Annotated in this window: 19 protein-coding genes; 18 read left to right on the forward strand and 1 reads right to left on the reverse strand. The window is 51.3% G+C overall.

What is annotated here, in order from left to right; genetic code table 11:
* Nucleotides 1–661: 661 nt before the first annotated feature.
* The 11 genes from ACE418_RS07315 (at nucleotide 662) to hpf (ending at nucleotide 12,669) form a co-directional block, all read left to right on the forward strand.
* A complete protein-coding gene (locus ACE418_RS07315; protein ID WP_416449999.1) occupies nucleotides 662–1,687 on the forward strand; it encodes a hypothetical protein in 1,026 nt (341 codons plus the stop codon).
* 800 nt (nucleotides 1,688–2,487) lie between these two features.
* Nucleotides 2,488–3,855, forward strand: a complete 1,368-nt coding sequence (locus ACE418_RS07320; protein WP_416450000.1) for an S-layer homology domain-containing protein — start codon at nucleotides 2,488–2,490, stop codon at nucleotides 3,853–3,855.
* Between the two features lie 183 nt (nucleotides 3,856–4,038).
* Nucleotides 4,039–4,968 (forward strand): protein-tyrosine phosphatase family protein, encoded by a 930-nt coding sequence (locus ACE418_RS07325; RefSeq protein WP_416450001.1) that lies wholly within the window; start codon nucleotides 4,039–4,041, stop codon nucleotides 4,966–4,968.
* Between the two features lie 181 nt (nucleotides 4,969–5,149).
* A complete protein-coding gene (locus ACE418_RS07330; protein WP_416450002.1) occupies nucleotides 5,150–5,344 on the forward strand; it encodes a hypothetical protein in 195 nt (64 codons plus the stop codon).
* A gap of 50 nt (nucleotides 5,345–5,394) precedes the next feature.
* A complete protein-coding gene (locus ACE418_RS07335) occupies nucleotides 5,395–6,741 on the forward strand; it encodes an S-layer homology domain-containing protein (RefSeq protein ID WP_416450003.1) in 1,347 nt (448 codons plus the stop codon).
* A 367-nt stretch (nucleotides 6,742–7,108) separates the two neighbouring features.
* Complete coding sequence (locus ACE418_RS07340; protein ID WP_416450004.1) at nucleotides 7,109–8,548, forward strand: S-layer homology domain-containing protein; 1,440 nt, start codon at nucleotides 7,109–7,111, stop codon at nucleotides 8,546–8,548.
* Nucleotides 8,549–9,164: 616 nt separating this feature from the next.
* Entirely contained in the window at nucleotides 9,165–9,416 is a 252-nt protein-coding gene (locus ACE418_RS07345) for a DUF4160 domain-containing protein (RefSeq protein ID WP_416450005.1), read from the forward strand.
* Nucleotides 9,417–9,420: 4 nt separating this feature from the next.
* Nucleotides 9,421–9,723, forward strand: coding sequence for a DUF2442 domain-containing protein (locus ACE418_RS07350; RefSeq protein ID WP_416450006.1), 303 nt, complete (start codon nucleotides 9,421–9,423; stop codon nucleotides 9,721–9,723).
* Between the two features lie 1,362 nt (nucleotides 9,724–11,085).
* On the forward strand, nucleotides 11,086–11,487 hold the full coding sequence (locus ACE418_RS07355; protein ID WP_416450007.1) for a pyridoxamine 5'-phosphate oxidase family protein: 402 nt from the start codon (nucleotides 11,086–11,088) through the stop codon (nucleotides 11,485–11,487).
* A gap of 143 nt (nucleotides 11,488–11,630) precedes the next feature.
* Nucleotides 11,631–12,014, forward strand: a complete 384-nt coding sequence (locus ACE418_RS07360; protein ID WP_292297902.1) for a winged helix-turn-helix transcriptional regulator — start codon at nucleotides 11,631–11,633, stop codon at nucleotides 12,012–12,014.
* 130 nt (nucleotides 12,015–12,144) lie between these two features.
* On the forward strand, nucleotides 12,145–12,669 hold the full coding sequence (gene hpf / locus ACE418_RS07365) for a ribosome hibernation-promoting factor, HPF/YfiA family (protein WP_014017019.1): 525 nt from the start codon (nucleotides 12,145–12,147) through the stop codon (nucleotides 12,667–12,669).
* A gap of 477 nt (nucleotides 12,670–13,146) precedes the next feature.
* On the opposite strand, the gene putP is transcribed toward hpf, so the two are convergent.
* Nucleotides 13,147–14,652 carry a sodium/proline symporter PutP gene (gene putP, locus ACE418_RS07370; RefSeq protein WP_416450008.1) on the reverse strand — a complete coding sequence of 502 codons (1,506 nt, stop codon included), beginning with the start codon at nucleotides 14,650–14,652 and terminating at the stop codon, nucleotides 13,147–13,149.
* A gap of 231 nt (nucleotides 14,653–14,883) precedes the next feature.
* Here putP and secA point away from each other — a divergent pair, with 231 nt between their 5' ends.
* The 7 genes from secA (at nucleotide 14,884) to ftsX (ending at nucleotide 24,102) form a co-directional block, all read left to right on the forward strand.
* Nucleotides 14,884–17,349 (forward strand): preprotein translocase subunit SecA, encoded by a 2,466-nt coding sequence (gene secA / locus ACE418_RS07375; protein WP_416450009.1) that lies wholly within the window; start codon nucleotides 14,884–14,886, stop codon nucleotides 17,347–17,349.
* A gap of 180 nt (nucleotides 17,350–17,529) precedes the next feature.
* A protein-coding gene (gene prfB, locus ACE418_RS07380; RefSeq protein ID WP_416450047.1) for a peptide chain release factor 2 occupies nucleotides 17,530–18,652 on the forward strand; the annotation gives its coding sequence in 2 pieces (ribosomal slippage) (nucleotides 17,530–17,598 and nucleotides 17,600–18,652; 1,122 coding nt in all).
* A gap of 5 nt (nucleotides 18,653–18,657) precedes the next feature.
* Nucleotides 18,658–19,344, forward strand: a complete 687-nt coding sequence (locus tag ACE418_RS07385; RefSeq protein ID WP_416450010.1) for an LmeA family phospholipid-binding protein — start codon at nucleotides 18,658–18,660, stop codon at nucleotides 19,342–19,344.
* Nucleotides 19,345–19,367: 23 nt separating this feature from the next.
* Nucleotides 19,368–21,416, forward strand: a complete 2,049-nt coding sequence (locus tag ACE418_RS07390; RefSeq protein WP_416450011.1) for a DUF5693 family protein — start codon at nucleotides 19,368–19,370, stop codon at nucleotides 21,414–21,416.
* A complete protein-coding gene (csaB, locus tag ACE418_RS07395) occupies nucleotides 21,409–22,542 on the forward strand; it encodes a polysaccharide pyruvyl transferase CsaB (protein ID WP_416450012.1) in 1,134 nt (377 codons plus the stop codon). The genes ACE418_RS07390 and csaB overlap by 8 nt, the downstream gene beginning before the upstream one ends.
* On the forward strand, nucleotides 22,539–23,225 hold the full coding sequence (gene ftsE / locus ACE418_RS07400; RefSeq protein WP_298589085.1) for a cell division ATP-binding protein FtsE: 687 nt from the start codon (nucleotides 22,539–22,541) through the stop codon (nucleotides 23,223–23,225). Before csaB ends, ftsE begins: the two co-directional genes overlap by 4 nt.
* Nucleotides 23,215–24,102, forward strand: a complete 888-nt coding sequence (gene ftsX / locus ACE418_RS07405; RefSeq protein WP_416450013.1) for a permease-like cell division protein FtsX — start codon at nucleotides 23,215–23,217, stop codon at nucleotides 24,100–24,102. Before ftsE ends, ftsX begins: the two co-directional genes overlap by 11 nt.
* Nucleotide 24,103 lies beyond the last annotated feature (1 nt).

A 24,103-nucleotide genomic window follows, 5' to 3' on the forward strand; every position in this document is an offset into this window, starting at 1 on the left:
GCAGGCAGTCCTTTTGAAATACACGCAGGCCGCAGGTGGCCGGTCGCAGTTCGCAAAAAAAAACACGGCCAGCGGCCTTGTGCGTAGGGGCTTCCACGTGGGAAGCCCGCTAGAGAGATTCAACCACAGCCAATTCGGGTATAATGGCAGGTTTTTACGAGCTACGAACAACGAGACACGGCTTTTCCTCGGACTCAGATGCGGCGTTCCGCCGCGACAGACTCATGGAATAAACGCAGGCCGCAGACCGCAGATGGCAGGCCGCTGCGGTCCTGTGGACCGCAAAAAAATACACAGCCCACGGCCTGTACGTAAAGGCTAGACTGTAGGGGCTTCCACGTGGGAAGCCCGCTAGAGAGATTCAATCACAGCCAATTCGGGTATAATGGCAGGTTTTTACGAGCCACGAACAACGAACCACGAGCCACTATTTTTTCACGAGCCGAGGGTCATTCGAGGCGATGCCGTCAATTTGAGTTTGTCGACGTAAAGCGGCATCTGAGTCCGAAGCGGCCTGCGAACTGCGGCCTGCGGTCTGCAGGGCCGTTAGACTCCAAACTCGATGAACGACGAACGGCTTACGATAACGAAACATAACGATTTCCTGGTTGTACAAAAAAATCAAAATTTGGTACAATGAAGTCAAAAGGAGGTGTAGCCGATGAATGAAGAGATAATGCAGGATGTAAAGGAGCAGCTGGCAGGGGCGTTGGATTACGATCAAGCAGCGAAAGGCGTTTTGTCGCAGAAAAAGGTGCTGGCTTATATCTTGAAACGGACGGTTCCCGAATTTGAATCGGCCAGCCTCGATGATATTGCCAATATCTACATCGAAGGGACGCCAGAAGTCAGTACGGTTCCGGTCTCTAAGGATAAAACGAACGCGGTTCGCCACGCCTTAGAGCGACAGGATACACCGAAGATTAAAGGGGCACAGAATGAAGATAACAGCATAACGGAAGGCAGCATCGTCTTTGACATCTTGTTTCGGGCGAAGGCTCCGGAAACGAATGAGCTCATTACACTGATTATCAATGTAGAAGCACAAAAACGATTGAAACCGAAAAAGAAGAACGGAGATACCTATCCTCTATTAAAAAGAGCTGTCTATTATGCCAGCCGCTTGATTTCTTCGCAAAAAGGGACCGAATTCATCAATAGCGACTATGATAAAATAAAGAAGGTCTATACCATTTGGATTTGCATGGAAGCCCCACAGGGAAAAAGTGCGATCAACCGCTATCAGCTGAAAGAACAGCATTTGCTGCACCGCTATAAGGAACCTTGTCAGAATTATGACCTCATGGGCATCATCTTTGTCTATCTGGGAAACAGCAAAGTCAAGGATCAGCTGATAAATCTGCTCGATTTGATGTTCAAATCGTCAAAGGACGCCAGTGAAAAGATTACAACCTTGCATAATGATTTTGGAATTGATTTGACACAAGAAGGAGAGGGGGATTTGGCAGTCATGTGTAACTTAGGAGAAGGAATATACGAAGATGGCCTGATGAAAGGCAAGCAAGAAGGATGGGAGAAAGGTAGAGAAGAAGGCAGAAGAGAAGGAAAATTGGAATTCGCTCTCGAACTGTTGAAGGATGGGATGGCCTTAGAAAAAGTAGCAAAATATAGCAAACTATCACTTTCCATTATCAAAGAACTTGCTAAACAAAATAAATTGATTTAGGAATAATTACAAAAACACCGCCACGAGGCAAGAAATCATTGGCGGTGTTTTTTATAATCACAGTTCGCAGGCCGCCGATGGCAGGCCGCCGCTGATAGCGGACCGAAAAAAATACACGGCCAACGGCCTTGTGCGTAGGGGCTAGACTGTAGGGGCTTCCACGTGGGAAGCCCGCTAGAGAGATTCAACCACAGCCAATTCGGGTATAATGGCAGGTTTTTACGAGCCACGAACGACGAACCACGAGCCACTATTTTTTTCACGAGCCGAGGGTCATTCGAGGCGATGTAGTTCATTTGAACTTGTTGCCGCGCAGCGGCATTTGAATCCGAGGTGGCCTGCGAACTGCGGGCCGTCAGGCCCTAAATTCGACGAACGGCTCTACGCCGCGAACGATGCTATGTATAGGCTATTTTGATCTGTCGTGTACAGCGATACATTGAAAACAATGAAGTAAATTATACGTTTTACTTATAGGCTAAAAAGGGGAACTGAAAATTTTGTCGAAATTGTGACATATAGCTTAACAATGCTGATTACAGGCCCTCGTTTTGTGTCATTTTTAACTATACTTTTTGACAGCATAATGATAAAAGTGTATAATGGTAAGCGTCAGGTATGGTGTATATACAGGCATACCTGTTAAAAGAGCAAAAAAACAGTACCTTTTTCAAGGCAGTAAAAGAGAGGAAACTAGGACAACTCGCCAATGAACCCTTGGAAAAAATACGTTTCGGCGCTCGCTCGTAACGGTGTAAGGCTTAACGAAACTTATTTTTATTGGAAAAGGGGTAATTCTCATGAAATCCAAAGTATTAGCAGCTCTCGTAGCAACTATGGCTGTTGGCGCAACCTGCGCATTCGCAGCTAACCCGTTCGTCGACGTACCGTCTGACAGCTGGGCTTACAAATCCGTCGTAGAATTGGCTGACGCCGGCATCATCCAGGGCGTTGATGGTTCTTATTTCCAGGGCAACCGTAACATCACTCGTTATGAAGCCGCTGAAATGGTCGCCAAAGCTATGGCTCACATGGACAAAGCTTCTGTCGAACAGCGTGCCCTCATCAACAAACTGGCTGACGAATATGCTGACGAACTCAACAACCTCGGCGTTCGCGTAAGCGCTCTGGAAAACCGCGTTGGTAACGTAAAACTCACCGGTGACGCTCGTATCCGTTATCGTTACCAGGATGGTTCTAAAGAAAAAGACAATTCTTGGGATTATCGTGTTCGCGTTCGCGCTAATGCCCAGGTTAACGACCGCACGAAAGTTACTTACGGCATCAGCTCGGACAATAAGAACTTTGCTGATAACGCCCAGGCTAGCGATGAAGATCACGACATCTATACCGATGTTGCTAAAGTCGACTACAACTTCGGTGGCAACAACTGGAACCTCAGCGTTGGCCGTACCGATGCTTATGTCCTCGGCAATGCTTATGGCTACAACTACGGTGATGTTTTCGACCGCGCTGAATTGAAGTACCAGAACGATAAATTCGCTGCAACCGCTGGTTATGGTAAATTTAAGGCTAATGGCACTGACTTGGATAGTGGTTATTATACCAACGATAAGGGCAAAAAAGTTAGCACTTTCTCTGGCAATGATGACCAGAAGATTGATGGCGTCAAGACCGGTTATGGCGAATTAGAAGGCTTCTTCGGCGGCGGCCGTGCAGCTGGTTCGGCTCTCGGTGTTTACTATAATGACTTCACTCGTGCTGGCGGCACCAACTCCGGTGATTCCTTCGCAGCTGATGATCTCTGGGGTGCATATTTGAAAGGCAATCTCGGTAAATGGACAGCTCTCGCTAACTATGAACATGTTAAAAACAATGCTAATAGTGCAGTAACTGGCGATGATACCGCTGATGTTTGGATTGGCAAATTGTCTTATGGCAAAGCCAACTTCGCTACGCCGAAGTCCTGGGATGCTTGGGTTGAATACATCAACGCTGAAGACGGTGCCTTCATCGGTGGTTCCACAAATTCCTGGCGTTTTGCTAGCCAGATGGACAACATTGAATCCTGGGGCGTCGGTGCTGATTACACCTTCGCTAAGAATGCTATGTTCCAGGTTATGCAGTCCTTCGGTACCAACACCAAAGACGGCAACGCAAAAGATCCGGAAGAACAGACACGCGCTCAGTTCGTATTCGTATTCTAATCTCTCCTTTTTCAGGAAGATTGCAAAAGACCACTCAGAAATGGGTGGTCTTTTTTCTATATATAAAGGAGGAAGCCGATGAATTTGTATAAGATATTCTTGGCAGGCTGCCTGTTAATGTGCTATGGTCTGGGAACCCCTGTCTGGGGGAAAGACATAAACGCCGCTCAATCTGTATCAACCGTGGCATCAAGGCCTATACCCGCCTTGGGGCTTGGCTCTTATCGGGGCCATTTTTGGCGCCTAGATGCCAGAAATGAATCGGGCCTGCCGCGCAACTTCCGGACCTGTCAGTCGCCGTTCCATCCGGTAGAAGCGAAGTACGCCCAAGAAGTCGATGCGGCCTATGTCCCTTTGCGGAAGGGCTTAGATGACCTGCGGATTTCCGGGTCCGGCCAGTTTTCGACCCGCCAGTTCGATGCCCTTGTCCATGAGCTGCGGAAGAAGACGAAAGGCCCTATTTATGACATCGATTTGCGTCAGGAGTCGCACGGCTTCTTCAATGGCACAGCTGTCAGCTGGTATGGCCGCCACGATTGGGGAAATATCGGCAAGTCTCAGGCCGACGTCGTCGTCAATGAACAGCAGCGCTTACAGGCCGCTTTGGGGACAGATGTCACGGTCTACGATCAAGGGAAAGGAGATTTACCTATCCATCCCCAGACCATGGCCGTCCGGCGCGTCCAGACGGAACCGGAATTGGCAGCCAGCAAAGGCATCCATTACGTCCGCCTGGCCAGTACCGACCACCTTTGGCCGACGCCGGGTGAAATCGACGCTTTCCTGGCTTTTATCCGTACCTTGCCAGCCGATGCCTGGCTGCACTTCCATTGTGAAGCCGGAGCCGGCCGGACGACGGCTTACATGGTCATGTACGATATGATAAAGAATCCTGACCTGCCCTATAAGGATATCGTCTATCGCCAGTATGAAATCGGCGGCAACTACACCCCTCATGACGTGTCCCATCCTCAGCAAGGCGATTGGAAAGGGCCGTATTATCATGAAAAGCATGAGATGATTCAGCTGTTTTATCGCTATGTACAGGCTAATTATCATAATGGTTTTCTTCAGCCTTGGTCTTCCTGGATTTCTGAGAATGTCACGCAATAGAAATGAAACGCAGATATATCTGCAAAATGTATAAGTAATCAGCAAATGAATATTTATATAATTAAAAATAATTCTGAGATATATCACATAATTCATACGGGAATATATAAAAATGATGAAGATGTAGTAATATACTCGATGATTGGCATAATATAATGTATTAGAAAACTAAAAAGTAATTTTGAGTTTTGACATTTTAACAGTGGTGATGTATAATAATGCCAACAGGGGAAGTGCGGAAACTATCGATGAAGCAGGTTCTCCTGATAAAAAAGAGCAAAAAAACAGTAACTTTTTCAAGGCAGTAAAAGAGAGGAAACTAGGACAACTCGCCAATGAACCCTTGGAAAAAATACGTTTCGGCGCTCGCTCGTAACGGTGTAAGGCTTAACGAAACTTATTTTTATTGGAAAAGGGGTAATTCTCATGAAATCCAAAGTATTAGCAGCTCTCGTAGCAACTATGGCTGTTGGCGCAACCTGCGCATTCGCAGCTAACCCGTTCGTCGACGTACCGTCTGACAGCTGGGCTTACAAATCCGTCGTAGAATTGGCTGACGCCGGCATCATCCAGGGCGTTGATGGTTCTTATTTCCAGGGCAACCGTAACATCACTCGTTATGAAGCCGCTGAAATGGTCGCCAAAGCTATGGCTCACATGGACAAAGCTTCTGTCGAACAGCGTGCCCTCATCAACAAACTGGCTGACGAATATGCTGACGAACTCAACAACCTCGGCGTTCGCGTAAGCGCTCTGGAAAACCGCGTTGGTAACGTAAAACTCACCGGTGACGCTCGTATCCGTTATCGTTACCAGGATGGTTCTAAAGAAAAAGACAATTCTTGGGATTATCGTGTTCGCGTTCGCGCTAATGCCCAGGTTAACGACCGCACGAAAGTTACTTACGGCATCAGCTCGGACAATAAGAACTTTGCTGATAACGCCCAGGCTAGCGATGAAGATCACGACATCTATACCGATGTTGCTAAAGTCGACTATAACTTCGGCGGCAATAACTGGAACCTCAGCGTTGGCCGTACAGCTGATTACGTTATCGGTGGTCCGCGTGCCTATGGTTATCAGTATGGCGATGTCTTCGACCGTGCTGAATTGAAATATCAGAACGATAAATTCGCTGCTACTGCTGGTTATGGTAAATTTAAAGCAGACGGCAATAACCTTGGTTATGAAGGTAATGGCGTTACTAATGCCAATGGCGGTTTTGATGGCGTTAAGACCGGTTACGGTGAATTGGAAGGCTTCTTTGGCGGCGGCCGTGCAGCTGGTTCGTCTGTAGGCGTTTACTACAATGATTTTACTCGCTCTGGCAATGATGGTTCCGCTGTAGATCATCTCTATGCTGACGACCTCTGGGGTGCATACTTAAGTGCTAACCTTGGCAAATGGAATGCTTTAGTTAACTATGAAAATGTTAGCAACAATTATAAGAGCAACGTAACAGGTGATGATTCGGCAGACGTTTGGATTGGCAAACTGACTTATGGTCACGCTAACATTGCTACGCCGAAGTCCTGGGATGCTTGGGTTGAATACCTCAATGCCGAAGACGGGGCTTATATCGGTGGTTCCACGAACTCCTGGCGTTTTGCTAAACAGATGGACAACATCGAATCCTGGGGTGTTGGTGTCGATTACACCTTTGCTAAGAATGCCATGTTCCAGGTTATGCAGTCCTTTGGCACCAATACCAAAGATGGCAACGCAAAAGATCCGGAAGAACAGACACGCGCTCAGTTCGTATTCGCATTCTAATCTCTCCTTTTACAGGAAGATGACAAAAGACCATTCAGAAATGGGTGGTCTTTTTTTATATATATGCCAAATTGGCATAATACGTAAAACGTAGCTAAGTTATGCGTCTTATAGGATTTTTAATTGTAACAGAAACTTACATGATTTTGACAAAAATTACAAAATAAGGTATAGTGAAAAGGAGCTAGTGTAGTGCTGTGCAGGTATACTAGTGAAAAGAGGTACGAAGAAACAGACAGTCTGAGGCAGTAAAAGAGAGGAAACTAGGACAACTCGCCAATGAACCCTCAGAAAATACGTTTCTGTCTCTCGCTTGTAACGGTGTAAGACTTTATGAAACTTATTTTTTTGAAAAGGGGTAATCCTTATGAAAACAAAAGTATTAGCAGCTCTCGCAGCAACTATGGCTGTTGGCGCAACCTGTGCCTTCGCAGCTAACCCGTTCGTCGACGTACCGTCTGACAGCTGGGCTTACAAATCTGTCGTAGAATTGGCTGACGCCGGCATCATCCAGGGTGTCGATGGCTCTTACTTCCAGGGCGAACGTAACATCACTCGTTATGAAGCCGCTGAAATGGTCGCTAAAGCTATGGCTCACATGGACAAAGCGTCTGTCGAACAGCGTGCCCTCATCAACAAACTCGCTGACGAATATGCTGACGAACTCAACAACCTCGGCGTTCGCGTAAGCGCTTTGGAAAACCGCGTTGGCAACGTAAAACTCACCGGTGATGCTCGTATCCGTTACATTCACCAGAGCGAAGGCGATAAAATCACCAATGACAAGATTAACAATGTTTACGGCACGAAGAATAAAGATGAAAAAGTTGTTAACAAAGCAACAAAGAACGACAATTCTTGGTCCTACCGTTTCCGCGTTCGTGCCAATGCTCAGGTCAACGACCGCACGAAAGTAACGTACGGTATCAGCTCGGATAATCACAACTTTGCAAGCAATGCGCAGGCTAGCGATGAAGATACCGATATCTACACGGATCTCGCTAACGTCGATTACAACTTCGGCGGCAATAACTGGGACCTCCTCGTTGGCCGCTATACTTACAAAATCGGCGGCGACCGTACGTACGGCTTCCTCTTCGGTGATACCTTCGACGGTGCTCAGTTGAAATATCAGAACGACAAATTCGCTGCTACCGCTGGCTATGGTAAATTTAAAGCCGGCGACATCGCTGGTTACACTGTTACTGTTAAAGACAATAATGGTAATGATAAAGATGTTGCTTACATGGATGGCGTTAAGACCGGTTATGGCGAATTGGAAGGCTTCTTCGGCGGCGGCCGCGCAGCTGGTTCGGCTCTCGGCGTTTACTACAATGATTTCACCGTTGCTGGCGGTAATAACGGCAGTGAAATCTATAAAGATTCCTTCAACTTTGATGATATGTGGGGCGCTTATGGAAGCTTGAACCTCGGCAAATGGAATCTCTTGGCTAACTACGAAAAATATAACAGCACAAACAGCGTTGACAACGACCCGGAAGTATGGGTTGGTAAGCTGACTTATGGTGCTGCTAACTTCGCTGCACCGAAATCTTGGGATGCCTGGGTTGAATACCTCAATGCTGACCAGGGCTTCGCTGACGCAAAGGGCAACTTCGTTGGTTCCACCGATGGCTGGAGAAATGATAGCCTCTTGAACAACGTTAAATCTTGGGGCGTTGGCGTCGACTACACCTTCGCTAAGAACGCTCAGTTCCAGATCATGCAGTCCTTCGCAACCAGTGCCAAAGACGGCAATGCTGATCCGGGCGAAGAAACACGTGCTCAGTTCGTATTCGTATTCTAATCTCTCCCTTTACAGGAAGATTACCAAAGACCACTCAGAAATGGGTGGTCTTTTTTTGCACAAAAATAAAAAGACGCAGGCCGCAGTCCGCAGATGGCAGGCCGCAAAAAAACGGCCAGTGGCCTTGTGCGTAGGGGCTTCCACGTGGGAAGCCCGCTAGAGAGATTCAACCACAGCCAATTCGGGTATAATGGCAGGTTTTTACGAGCTACGGCTTTTCCTCGGACTCAGATGCGGCGTTCCGCCGCGACAGACTCATGGAATAAACGCAGGCCGCAGACCGCAGATGGCAGGCCGCAAAAAAAAACGGCCAGTGGCCTTGTGCGTAGGGGCTTCCACGTGGGAAGCCCGCTAGAGAGATTCAACCACAGCCAATTCGGGTATAATGGCAGGTTTTTACGATGAACGAAAAAGGATAGTGTCATTATTCTGAATTTGTTGCGCGCAGCAGTATTTCAATTCGACGTAAGTTTCTATTTATGGTGCAGTTATACGGCCATAGAAATGTGTAGGATTAGTCTTAATTTGCCCTATGTTTTCTAAATAAATTTGAGTATAATATAAATATAGTTTTGCTTTCAGTATTAGGGATGTGATGATGATGCCTGTAATTAGTATGTTTTTTGGTATTCGTATTACGATTTATTATAATGACCATAATCCACCACATATTCATGCGGAATACGCAGGTAATAAAGCATTAATTGATATTCAAAATGCTTGTGTTATTCGTGGATTCTTACCGAGCAGGCAATTGAAAATTGTTTTAGCTTGGTGTGTATTGTATCAAGATGAACTTATGCAGAATTGGGAACTGGTTAAAGATGGAGAGGAACCTGTTCCTGTACCGCCAATGAGAAAGGGCTGATTTTATGGATGATTTCGTTCCGGAAGTTTTACAGGCTGTTCCCGGTGAAGGTTATTCTATATTTGTGTATTTCAATGATGGAACCGTACGGAAATATGATGCTTCTCGATTAGTTACTCAGCCAGGTGTTTTTCAGAAGTTACAGGATATGGATACATTTCGTTCATGTATGACTGTGTTAAATGGTACTGTCGCTTGGGATTTAGAAGGCAATCGTGATGAAACACGATGCATTGATATTGATCCCTTTACCGTTTATGATTCGCCAGTCGTCAAAGACCCGTTAGAAAGTATGCAGACGGCATAAAATAATACACGACGGCACTATCTTTAGATGAAATGCTGTTGTGCTTTCCTCGGACTCAGATGCGGCGTTCCGCCGCGACAGACTCATGGAATAAACGCAGTCCGCAGACCGCAGATGGCAGGCCGCCGCGGCCCTGCGGACCACAAAAAATACACGGCCAACGGCCTGTACGTAAAGGCTAGACTGTAGGGGCTTCCACGTGGGAAGCCCGCTAGAGAGATTCAACCATAGCCAATTCGGGTATAATGGCAGGTTTTTACGAGCTACGGACAACGAACAACGAGCCACGGCTCTTTTCTCGGACTCAGGTGCGGCTGCAACAAACGCATGATTGTATTACAACCGTGTGCCGTACGTCATAAATTCAGGCTGTGCCCAGGATTCACGCGGCCTTTTTGGCCCGTCAGGTGCCGACCGTCGGGAGGTGCAGGACGGCTGTCAAAACGGACAGCTGTGGCTGGGCAGCCCGTTGTGAGATTTGGCCACAACCTATTTGAGTATACTGGTAGACTTTTGCACCTATGAATCAATGCTTTTTCTGTGAGTTCATATTTGACTTTGCATAAGCATATGCTATAATAATTTTGAAAGAAGTAAAGTAATGCAATATGACGAAACCCCGCAGAGTGGTGGCTCTGCGGGGTTTCTAACGTATTTGCGGAACGTCATACCGAGGCTAGTTGCTCATAAAAAAACACGTTACTCGTCACCAAACGGACAGCCGTAGCTGGCGGACCGCTGCGATATTCAGCTACAGCCTATCCTGGCATAATAGTAAGTCTGTAGGGGCTTCCACGTGGGAAGCCCGATAGAGAGATTCGATTACAGCCCATTTAAGTATAATCGCAGACCTTTTTACGAGACACGAACAACGAGACACGGCTTTTCCTCGGACTCAGATGCGGCGTTCCGCCGTGACAGACTCATGATTATATTACGACCGTGTGCCATTCGTCATAAATTTCGGCTATACCTAGGATTCACGGCGGGACGCCCTCTGGGCGTCCCCTACGGTATCGCATACAGGCGATGGGAGAGAAAGAGGTCACAGATTGCAAAAAAACACGGCCAGCGGCCCTGTGCGTAGGGGCCGACCTTTAACCTCTCAGACCGCCTTTGGCGGCCAGCTCCCCTATAAAGGGAGCCTTGTGCGTCCCGTTGCGAGATTTCATCACAGCCTTTTCGAGTATAATGGCAGGCTTTTACGAGCCACGAACCACGAGCCACTGCTTTTCACTCATAAATTTATGAGTCGCTCATTAATTTCTTTATATCTTCCAAAAACGGTGTAATTTTCATATACTAAGTGTGTCGATAGAAAGCCATGGCTTAGTTTTAGATTATCTTTTGTTGGGAGAGATTATGATGAATGAAGCTGTAAAGAATATTTTGAAGAATTCCATGTGGGATTTGGCTACTTGTGCTAATGGGGAACCGAATGTCGTTCCTGTCGCTTTTAAGGATATCACTGATGATGGCAAACTCGTCGTCGGCGACGTATTCTTGCAGACGACGTTGGACAATTTGAAGGCCAATGACGGCAAGATTGCTATTTCGGCTTATGATGCACAGAAACTGGAAGGCTATCAGATCAAGGGCAAGGCTGCTTATGTTACCGAAGGGCCTGTCGTCGATACGTTCAAGAAAATCGTCGAAGATATGTTCAAGGGCGCTGCTACGGCTAAAGGCGCTTTGGTCATTACGCCGGAACGCATCATCGTTACGACACCGGGTGCCGATAATAAGAAAGTCATCTGCGGTTAATCGGCGATGAGGTTATGAAGAAAGGGCTGTTGCATGGGTATCGGACATCATGCGCAGCCCTTTTTTGTGGATGCGATTTGTTGAAATGACCTTGCAAATCAGCAGCATAAGGGATAAGATGCAATAAAGGAGGGGAGAGAAGGATGTATAAGAAAAAACTGGAAGAGGATATCCGTTGTCCGCTGGAATATGGTCTGGAACTCTTTGGCGGCAAATGGAAATCGCGGATCATCTGCGTCCTGGCGGCCTGCGATGTCCTGCGCTACAGTGAACTCCGCCATGAGATGTACAATATTACCGATGCGGTCCTGGCGACGACGCTCAAGCAGCTCATCCATGATGGCCTGATTATCCGCAAATCATACGATGAAGTACCGCCGCGGGTCGAATACAGCCTGACAGAAAAAGGGAAATCTGTCGTGCCGATCCTGCAATCTATCTGTCATTGGTCCGGTGCCTTTTACAAAGAAGAGACGGATCATCCCATGACGCAGTGCCAAAAATGTGATTTTCCCAAAAAAATTTGAAATTTTTCATTTTCTTAGAAGGAATTTGCATCCCCGTGTTGAATACTATACATATAAGGGAAGAGACCACAAGGAATGAAAGCCATACATTCTTTAGACAGGATCTCCCCACGAAAGGAAGGGATGTTTTATGGCAACCATCGTTAGAGGTAAAAATTTAGAAATTACACCGGCTCTGAAAGATCACGTTGAAAAACAGGAAAAGAAAGTTACGAAATACTTTGATAACGAAGTCAATGTCCAGGCCCTGCTTTCTGTAGAAAAAGATCGGAAAATCGCTGAAATCACATTGAAAGTCGACGGTGTCGTTCTCCGCGGCGTCGAAGCCAACGATGATATGTATGCTGCTATCGATTTAGTCTATGATAAACTGGTCCGCCAGATTCATAAATACAAAACAAAAATCGCCCGCCGCATGAAGAAAGGTGCTTTCAATGACGCTCTCGTCGAAGGTCCGGCCGTTCCGGAAGAAACCTTTGAAGTCGCCCGCGTCAAGAAATTTGCCGCTCGTCCGATGGACGTCGAAGAAGCTATCTTGCAGATGAACCTCGTAGGCCACGACTTTTTCGTTTTCCTCAACTCCAAGACCGACACGATTAACGTCGTCTATAAACGGAAACACGGGAAATACGGCCTCATCGAACCGGAATATTAGGGGCTAGCCGTTAGCAAGTTAGCAGTTAGTGGCTCCCTTGATAGGGGAGCTGTCAGCGTAGCTGACTGAGAGGTTAAAAAAATGAATAATAAAAAGGAGCTGTCGCATCGCGACAGCTCCTTTCAAGTTGTTAGGGGCTAGTTGTTAGCGGATGGGTTTAAATTTAAAGCTTTTCTCTGCAAACTACAAACTCTGTGCTACAAACTATAAAGTAAACGGGGCATCACATGATGGCAGAAGCCTTCGTGCGACAGTCCCTTTTCCCAATGTGCTGTCCCTACGGTACCAGCTTATGGAATTCCCACAACGGGCCGCCCAGCTACAGCTGTCCGTTCCAGCAACCGTCCTGCGCTTCTCGTTGATCAGCACCTGACGGGCTGGAAAGGCTTGGGACGGCCCCTACGACGGCCTGCGGACAGCGAACTGCGGCCTGCGGCCTGCGAACTGCGGCCTACGACCTGCGAACGGCGGGCGCCCCTACTCATCCTCATTATGGAGGACACTGATTTTGGGTGTATGGTGGATGGCCTGGTCAAATTCGTCCAGGATTTCCTGGCTCGGGCCGCCATCGAGTTTGCTGACGATGTAGATGGCGATGAGCGAGAAGAGGAAGCCCGGTACGATTTCATAGAGGCCGAACCAGGCGAACTGTTTCCAGATGAGGACGGTCAGGCCGCCGACGATGATGCCGGCCAGGGCGCCGTTCTTGGTCATGTTCTTCCAGTACAGGGACAAGAGGATGGTCGGGCCGAAGGCGGCACCGAAGCCAGCCCAGGCGTAAGAGACCATGGTCAGGATGTAGCTGTTCGGGTTGAGGGCCAGGACGATGGCCAGGGCGGCGACGATGAGGACCGTCAGGCGGCTGACGTAGATCAATTCTTTATCGTTGGCGTTCTTGTGGACAAAGGCGTGGTAAAAGTCTTTGGAAATGGCCGATGCCGTGACCAGGAGCTGCGACGATGCCGTACTCATGATGGCGGCCAGGACGGCGGATAAGATGAGGCCCGACGCAAAGGGCGGGAAGAGCTGGCGGCTCATGACCAGGAAGACTTTTTCCGAATCGGCGCCAACCAGCGGCGTCGGCAGGATGACTTTGCCGACCAGGCCGACCAGGACGGCAGCGGCCAGGGAGATGACGACCCAGGTCATGGCGATGTGTTTCGACTTCTTCAGTTCCGTCGGATCGCCGATGGCCATGAAGCGGACCAGGATGTGCGGCTGGCCGAAGTAGCCGATGCCCCAGGCCAGGGCGGAGATGATGCCGATGATACCCGTCGTCGACGTATCCGGTGCCATTTCCAGGAGGTTCGGTGCTGTCGTGGTCAGGCGGGTCATGACGGCGTCACAGCCGCCAAAGGCAATCATGCCGACCAAGGGAACCAGGACGATGGCCAGGAACATCATGCAGCCCTGGATGAAGTCGGTCCAGCAGACGGCCATGAAGCCGCCCAGGAAGGTATAGACGACAACGACGCCGGCACTGAGCAGGAGGGCTGAGAAATAGTCCATGCCGAAGACCGATTCAAAGAGTTTGCCGCCAGAGACGAAGCCCGATGACGTATATATAAGGAAAAAGATGAGGATGAAAATAGCCGAGATGATGCGGATGATATTTTTTTCATCGTGGAAGCGGTTCTTCAAATAGTCCGGCATAGTCAGGCTGTTATTGGCCACTTCTGTATAGTTACGCAGCCGCTGGGAGACGAACTGCCAGTTGAGGTAGGTGCCGATGGCGATGCCAATGGCAATCCAGGAGGCAGAGATACCTGTGGAGTAGGCGAAACCCGGTACGCCCATGAGCATCCAGCCGCTCATGTCCGATGCTTCGGCACTCATGGAAGTAATCCACGGTCCCAGGCTGCGCCCGCCGAGGATATAGTCGCTCAGCCGCTGCTGGGAACGGGAATAATAGACGCCAATCGCCAGCATTGCCAACAAATAGAGGGCAAAGGCTGTCAATATGGACACATCATATTGCATCATAATGATAAAACCCCTTTCACGTGGTGGATAAATAAATAATAAAATCATTTTAGCATATTCATGCGGTGTTGTATATGGGGAAAGGTCACTTGTTTTCTGCATAGCCTGCCTTATATTTTCTTAAATCCCGTTGAAACGGTTGCAAAATAGGAGCCAATCACGGTATAATGTATAATTGATATAATATCACAGAGTAGATTGCAAATTGTGTAAATTGGAGGTCTCGGATAGGTGTTTAATAAACTGATACAAAGACTGCTCGGGAATAATACGGAGCATGAATTAAAGAAGATGTGGCCCATTGTCCGCCGCATCAATGATCTGGAACCGAAATTGGCAGGCCTGAGCGATGCGTCGCTGCAGGAAAAGACCTTCGAGTTCAAGAATCGTCTGGCCAACGGCGAAACGTTGGATGACATTCTGCCCGAAGCCTTTGCCGTCGTCCGCGAAGCTTCACGCCGCGTGACGGGGATGCGCCATTTTGACGTCCAGCTCCTGGGGGGCATCGTCCTCCATCGCGGCGACATCGCCGAAATGCGTACAGGTGAAGGCAAGACCCTGGTTGCAACCCTGCCGGTTTACCTCAATGCCCTGACGGGCAAGGGCGTCCACGTCGTCACCGTCAATGACTACCTGGCTACCCGTGACAGCGAAGATATGGGACGCATTTATAAGTTCCTCGGCCTGTCTGTCGGCCTCATCGTCCACGACCTCACGTATGACCAGCGCCGCCGGGCTTACAACGCTGACGTCACCTATGGGACGAATAACGAATTCGGCTTCGATTACCTGCGCGATAACATGGTCATCAGCGAAGACCAGATGGTACAGCGGCCGCTCAACTATTGTATCGTCGACGAAGTGGACTCGATCCTCATCGACGAAGCGCGGACGCCGCTCATCATTTCCGGTCCGGGTGAAAAATCGACGGACCTGTACTATACGCTGGCAGGCATCGTCAAGACCTTTACCAAGGACGACTACACGATGGACGAAAAACAGAAGACCATCGCCCCGACCGATTCGGGCGTCGCCAAAGTCGAAAAGATGCTGGGCATCAGCAACATGTTCGACAACGACCACCTCGACTTGAACCACCTGGTCATCCAGGCCCTGCGGGCGCGCTTCATGATGCACCGCGATAAGGATTACGTCGTCAAGAACGGCGAAATCGTCATCGTCGATGAATTCACAGGCCGCCTCATGTTCGGCCGCCGTTACAGCGATGGCCTGCATCAGTCCATTGAAGCCAAGGAAAACGTCAAGGTCCAGGGCGAAAGCAAGACCCTGGCGACGATTACCTTCCAGAACTACTTCCGCATGTACGACAAGCTGGCCGGCATGACCGGTACGGCCAAGACGGAAGAAGACGAATTCAACAAGATTTATAAACTCGACGTCTACGTCATCCCGACCAATAAGCCGGCTATCCGCCGCGACTTGCCGGACGTCATCTACAAGACGAAGAACGCCAAGTATCGCGCCGTCGTCCGGGAAGTCAAGAAGCGCCACGCTACGGGCCAGCCGATCCTGGTCGGCACGACGTCCATCAACCAGTCGGAAATCCTCAGCCAGCTCCTGGACAAGGAAAATATCGTCCACAACGTGCTCAACGCCAAGTACCATGAAAAAGAAGCGGAAATCATCAAGAACGCCGGCCAAAAGGGCATGGTCACCATTGCCACCAACATGGCTGGCCGTGGCACGGACATCAAGCTCGGGCCGGGCGTCGCTGAACTGGGCGGCCTGATGATCATCGGTACGGAACGCCACGAAAGCCGCCGTATCGACAACCAGCTGCGCGGCCGTGCCGGCCGTCAGGGCGACCCGGGTACGACGCAGTTCTTCCTGTCTCTGGAAGACGACCTCATGCGTATCTTCGGCTCGGACAACATTTCCAAGTTCATGGATAAGCTGGGCATGGATGAAGACGAACCGATTACGGCCAAGATGATCACCCGGTCCATCGAAAAGGCCCAGAAGAAAGTCGAAAGCCACAACTTTGAAATCCGTAAATACGTCCTGGAATATGACGATGTCATGAACCAGCAGCGTGAAGTCCTCTACGGCCAGCGCCGTCAGGTCCTCACGGCCGATTCCCTGCGCGATACCATCATGGGTATGGTCGACGATATCATCCACGAAGGCCTGGATAAATACGCCAATGAAAAGCTCTATCCGGAAGAATGGGATTTCGCCGGTCTCCTGACCCAGATGCAGCAGTATTTCGTGCCCAAGAACGCTACATCTGTGGAAGAACTGGAAAACCTGAGCCGTGTCGAAGTCCAGGATAAATTGAAGCAGATCGCCGTCGACCTCTATGAAGAACGCCTCAAGGAAATCGGCGAACAGACCATGAAGGAACTGGAAAAGGCCATCATGCTCCGCGTCGTCGACAGCAAGTGGATGGACCACCTCGACGCCATGGATGCCCTCAAGGAAGGCATCAACCTGCGGGCTTACGGCCAGAAGAATCCGCTCGTCGAATACAAATTCGAAGCCTATGAAATGTTCGAGGAAATGATCGAATCCATCAAGCGGACGGTCGTCACCTTCCTCTATCATATCCAGGTCACGTACAGCAAGCCCGTACCGCAGGCGGAAGATCATCTCCAGGGCGCTCATGAAGTCCACGAAGAAAGCAAACCCGTCAGCGCCGAAGACATCAAGAAAGACGAAGAACGGGAACGGCAATAATGGCGTAGGGGCGTCCACGCGAATCCCGTATAAATTATCCCGTGTAGGGGCGCCCGCGTGGGGCGCCCGCGCGAATTCCGTATAAATTATCCCGTGTAGGGGCGCCCACGTGGGGCGCCCGCGCGAATTCTGTGAACATCCTATTATAGTTATGTTTTATGAAAGATGGTGATACTTGTGTTGTTAGATGAAATGCGTAAACCGCTGGAAGACCTCAAACATAGAATACAAGAAATCGGGGATTCACTTTAACTTACCTCGGAAAAAAGAACGAATCATGGATTTAGATATGCAGATGAGCGACCCTTCTTTCTGGGATGACCCGGACAAGGCCAAGAAGATTTCCCAGGAAGCGACGCTGCTCAAGACGGAAGTCGAAGGGCACGAAGAACTCGTCCGCAAAGCAGACGACCTCAGCGACTATTTGGAAATGGCCATGGAAGACGGCGACGCCTCCTTTGCCGAAGACATTGAAAAGCAGTACCACGACCTGCTCAAGGACATCGAAAAGCGGGAAGTACGGCTCCTCTTGTCCGGCGAATATGACAAGTGCAACGCCCTCATTACCTTCCATGCCGGTGCCGGCGGTACGGAAGCCCAGGACTGGGCCCAGATGCTCATCCGCATGTATACCCGCTGGGCCGAACGCAATGGCTACAAGCTGACGGTCCTGGACATGCAGCCCGGCGATGAAGCGGGCATCAAGAGCGCGGCCTTCCGCGTCGAAGGCGAATATGCTTATGGCTATTTGAAATCGGAAAAAGGCGTCCACCGCCTGGTCCGCATTTCGCCTTTCGATGCCGCAGCCCGGCGCCACACGTCCTTTACGGCTGTCGATGTCATGCCGGAACTGCCGGACGACGTCGATGTCGAAATCAATATGGATGACGTCCGCGTCGATTACTTCCGCGCTTCCGGTGCTGGCGGCCAGCACGTCAACAAGACGAGTTCCGCTGTCCGCATGACCCACTTGCCGACGGGCATCGTCGTCCAGTGCCAGAATGAACGGTCGCAGCTGCAAAATAAGGAAATGTGCCTGAAATACCTGCGGGCTAAACTCTTTGAACTGGAACAGGAAAAGCAGGAAAAACTGAAAGCCGAAATCGGCGGCGTCCACCAGGCCATCGAATGGGGAAGCCAGATCCGCTCGTACGTGTTCCACCCGTACAACCTGGTCAAGGACCACCGGACCAATGTCGAAACGGGCAACATCCAGGCTGTCATGGACGGCGACCTGGACATCTTCATCGAAGGGTATTTGCAGCAGGAAAAAGAAAAGAAGTTAGCAAAGCAGGAGCTCTAAAGTAAATGAAAAAATGGATGATTTTCTTTGTCATCGTCGCAGCCCTCTTGGTCGGCGCTAATTCCTATGCGCCCCAGCTGGCCGAAGCCGGCCTCTGCCAGGCTTTGTCGGCGACACTGAATCTGCACAGTGATGATGTCCGCGTCCAGGCATCGCCGGGAGCGAAGATTTTCCTCGGCGACATCGATGCCATTACGGTCCATGCCAATAATTTCCAGGCTGGCGATCTGACTTTCGCCCACTTCGACTGCAATCTCTACGACGTCCATTTCAAGCCGCTCCTGGCCCTGGCCGATCAGGAAGTACGGGTCACCCGGGCAGAAAGCGGCGAGATGACGGCGTCTATCCGCAGCGAGGAACTGGAAAAGTTCCTGGTCAAGAAGGTCCAGGGCCTGACGGACCCGCAAGTCTCTTTTGAAGACGACGCCGTCCGCGTCCAGGGCCGGATGAAACTGGGCGGCCTCGTGTCGGCCCAGGCTGACGTCCGCGGTCATTTTGGTATGAAAGGGTCGAAGCTCATGTTCATCCCGTCGTCCGTGACGGTAGAAGGCATGGGCATGCAGATCAGCACGACGCAGATGGCGAATGCTGAGATTTACGACTTTGCCGGTTTTCCCTTGGGAATCCAGCCGGACAGCGTAACCATGCGCGACGGCCTCCTGACCATCCATGGCCAGGTGAGCAACTCATAGATAAGGTGAAGAGAATGACAAACATGAATAAACGCAGTATGCTGGCGATGATACTGGCCGTCCTCATCGGTCTGGTATGTGCGCTGGGCATGTGCGTACAACGCAATGCGATAGAAAATAAGTCGACGACGGTAGAACAGGCTATGGACTATGATGCCATCGTCGTCATGGCCCGTAACGATGGCTACGATCTCGACACGGCACTCCAGATGTGCCGCGATGCCGGCGTTACGAGCTTTACCATTTACGATACTACCCTCAACAAGCTGACCCAGCGCGGGGAACTGTCGCTGGTGACGAAGCTCGGTGCCGACCTCTATTATCCTCAGTTCGGCATTACTGACAAATCGTATGATTACTACCTCATCGGCAAGCCTCAGGGCCAGACAGACCTCTATTTCGACGAAGTCGTATCCGACCTCAAGGTCCGCCTGGGGGACGATAAGGTCAAGATCATGTCCCATGGCCCGTACCGCATTGCTGGCATCCAGGGCGTCATGCCTGGCTTAGGCGATGTCAACCTGGGCATCCTCAGTGCCGATGCCAAGACCATCAGCGACCACGGATTCCACGTCATCCTGCGGCCAACGAATTACAGCAATCCGACGAAGGAACAGGTTGCTCATTTCTTCGACCGCGTCGATAAAATCCAGAACGTATCGGGTATCATGTTCGTCGGCAAAGAAGTCCTGGGCTACACGCCGGTCAATGCCGAACGCAAGACGATGCTGGACTATACGGCGGACAACCTCAACGACAGGGATATTCCTTTCTATATGATCGAATCGGTCAACCAGCTCCAGTATAACCAGCAGGACGGCATGTACGACCTGGCCGGCCTGGTCCATTACCGTACGGCCCGCGTCTACGCCATGGCCAAGGAAGAGCTGGAAAAGATTACGCCCGAAGAAGCGGCCATGCGCTTTTATATCAGCGACCTGGAACGCAATGCCCGGGTCAATCTCTATCCGCTCTATAAGAAGCCCCTCCACGGCATGAACCTGACGCAGACTAACTTGTCTTATGTCAAGCTGGTTTCGCAGAAATTGACAGACCGCGGTTATACTTTGGGCAAGGCGTCCATTATGCCGGCCTACTATCCGAACCGCCTGCTCCTGGCCATTACGGCAGCAGCAGCGGCCTGCGGCTTTGTCTTTGTCCTCAACTTGCTCCTGCCCCTGACGGACCGCAAGAATTATATCCTCATGGCCATCGGCATCGTCTGTGCTGTCATCGGCGCCATCGTTGCCAAAGGGGCCTTGTTCCTCCAGGTCTGGGCTATCGGCTGTGCGACGGCTGCGCCGACAGCGGCCATCTTATTGGCCCTGGACCACTGGAAGAAGATGAAGATCACCAGGAAGCTCGGCTATGGCCGCGTCGTCCGCGATGGGACCATCGGCTTGTTCTTTGCCGTCGCCGTCGCCATGATCGGCGGCCTCTATATCGCCGCCATGCTGGGTAATATCCGCTTCTTCATGGAATTCGACTTCTACCGTGGCGTCAAGCTGACCTTCGTCCTGCCCCTGCTCCTGGTGGCTATCGGCTATCTGCGCCGCTTCCCGCTGTTTGGGCAGACCTTTACGTCGCCGGAAGACTTCAAGGTCTTCGTCAAGGATTTCCTCAATATTCCCATTAAGATGGGGACTATCCTCATCCTGGCCGTCCTGGCCCTGGCAGGCGTCGTTTTCGTCGGCCGCAGCGGCCACACGGCAGGCGTCCCCGTACCGGGCGTGGAAGTCGCTATGCGCCGTTTCCTGGAAAACGTCCTCTATGCCCGTCCGCGGGAAAAGGAATTCCTCATCGGCCATCCGGCCTTCTACCTCATGGTAGCTGCGCTGTATCGTAAATGGCCGCAGCTGCTGCACTTCTTCCTGGTCATTGCCGCTGCCATCGGCGTCGGCTCCATGGTCGAAACCTTCGCCCATATCCGCACGCCTTTCCTCATGTCCTTCATCCGCGGCATCAACGGCTGGGTGACGGGCATGGTCATCGGTATCGGCCTGATCATCGCCATCGCCATCGTCAGCTATGTGACGACGTGGCTGGGAAAGCAGGTGGCCCATCGTGACTAGAGTCGTCATTTCCGGCTACTATGGCTTTGCCAATGCCGGCGACGAGGCCATGCTGGCAGCCATTGTCGGCTCCTTAAAAGACATTATTCCCGACGTATCGATTACGGTCATCACTGGCAACTGCCGTATGACCCGGGAAAACCATAACGTACAGGCTGTGCACCGCCTGAATTTCTTTGCTATCGCAGCGGCTATTCGCCGCTGTGATATTCTTATAAGCGGCGGTGGCAGCCTCTTGCAGGATGTGACCAGCGCCCGCAGCCTCTATTATTATCTGTGGATCATGAAAATCGCCCTGTTCTTCAGGAAGCCCGTCATGCTCTATGCCCAGGGTATCGGCCCCGTCCGCGGCGCCAAGGCCCGCCGGGCGGTGCGCGACGTCTTGCAGCGCGTCGCCGTCATCGGCGTCCGCGATGCTGACTCCAAGGCTGAACTGGCTGCCATGGGTGTGGATAGACCGCCTATCCACGTCACGGCCGACGCCGTCTTATCCATGCATCCCGTCGACAAGAACATCGGCCTCTACATTTTAAAGAAACACGGCATCACCGGTATCCGCCGGCGCCTGGGCATTGCCGTCCGCAACTGGCAGGACCATGAAGCCTATAAGGACGCCATCGCCGCTGCCGCCGACGAGCTGCAGGAAAGGGAGGACGTCCACGTCATCTTCATCCCCATGCAGTACCCGGCCGACGTCGAAGCCGGCCGCGACATTGCCAGCCGCATGAAGACGAAAGCCGTCGTCCTCGACGGCCACTATACGACGGTGGAATTCATGTCCCTCATGGGCTGTATGGATGCGGTCATTGCCAACCGCCTGCACGCCTTGATCTTTTCGGCTATCATGCAGGTGCCGGCGACGGCCGTGTCGTATGACCCGAAGATCGACAGTTTCATCGACCTCATCGGTGATAAGGTCTGCGGTACGACGGAAGACGTCCAGGCTGCGGATATCGTCGCCGACGTGACCCAGAAGTTGTCCCTCGGCCATTTGGCGCCGGAAATCAAGGCCCGTCTCAACCACCTGCGGCGCCAGTCCCTGCGCAATGCTTATCTGGCCCTGCGCATCCTGGAAGGAAGGAAGGGCGTCCGCAAGCGCCTGCAACAGCATCGGAGGTCCTTATGATCGAATTAAAGAACGTATCCAAGGTCTATGACAATGGCTCCATTGCCTTGGACCACGTATCGCTCCATATCGGCAAGGGCGAATTCGTCTTCGTCGTCGGCGCTAGTGGTGCCGGCAAGTCGACGCTCATCAAGCTCTTGTCTCACGAAGAACTGCCGTCGCGGGGCTCGGTCTTCGTCAACGGCATTGAAGTCAACAAATTGGCCAAGAACCGCGTCCCTTATCTGCGGCGCAAAATGGGCATCGTCTTCCAGGATTTCCGCCTCCTGCCCAACAAGACGGCCCAGGAGAACGTGGCCTTTGCCATGGAAGTCATCGAAGCGCCGCGGCGCCTTATCCGCCGCCGCGTCCGCGATGTCCTCGACCTGGTCGGCCTCGTCGGCAAGGCCGATGCCCTGCCCAAGAACCTCAGCGGCGGCGAACAGCAGCGCGTGGCCATTGCCAGGGCCATCGTCAACCGGCCGCTGCTGCTCATTGCCGATGAACCGACGGGGAACCTGGACCCGGAAACGTCGCGGGACATTATGGAAGTCTTCAAGAAAATCAACCACATGGGGACGACGGTCCTCATGGTGACTCATGATAAGACCCTCGTCGACATGATGAACAAGCGGGTCATCGAAATCGATGGCGGCAAAGTCGTCCGCGACGAACAGAAGGGGGGCTATGACGATGAAACTTAGGACCATGCGCTACTACATGGCTGAAGCCGTCCAGTCGTTCTGGCGCAACCGCTTCATGTCCATCGCGTCCATCGCGACCGTCGCCTTGTCGCTGTTCATCCTGGGCCTTTTCCTGACCCTTGTGGCCAACCTCGATTATTTCGCCGAGAACCTGGAAAGCCAGGTCGAAATCACAGTCTATCTTAAAGACGACGTGACCCAGAAGGACATCGACAGCGTCGGCCGCCGCCTGAGCGCCCTGCCCGATGTGAAATCCGTGGCCTTTACCGATAAGGACCAGGCCATGGATATCCTCAAGGAACGCATGAAGGACCAGCCCGGCATCCTCGACGCCCTGGACGGGAAGAACCCCCTGCCCAGTTCCTATGAAGTGACCTTTACGGAACCGGAAGCTGTGCGCCGTACGGCCGACATCGTCGCCGATTATCCTGAAGTCGAAGGGACCCATTACGGCCAGGAAATCATTGAACAGCTCTTCCAGATCACGCGCATCATCCGCTGGGGCGGCATTGCCCTGATCATCTTCCTGACCCTGGCCATGTTGTTCATCATTTCCAACACCATCCGCCTGACTGTCTTTGCCCGGCGCAAGGAAATCGCCATCATGAAATACGTCGGCGCGACGAACTGGTTCATCCGCTGGCCCTTTCTCCTGGAAGGGCTGCTCCTGGGCTTCATCGGCGGCGTCCTGGCCGACCTGGCTTTGTGCCAGTTCTACGGCTTCGTCGTCACGGCTATCCACCAGTCCCTGGCCTTTTTGCCCATGGTCAGCGTCTATCCCTTTATGTACCGCACGGCAGCCATCCTCCTGGTCATCAGCATGGTCATCGGCGCCCTGGGCAGTACGATTTCGCTGAAACGATATATGAAGGTGTAAT

The organism is Megasphaera jansseni (assembly GCF_047974155.1).
Classification (GTDB): domain Bacteria; phylum Bacillota; class Negativicutes; order Veillonellales; family Megasphaeraceae; genus Megasphaera.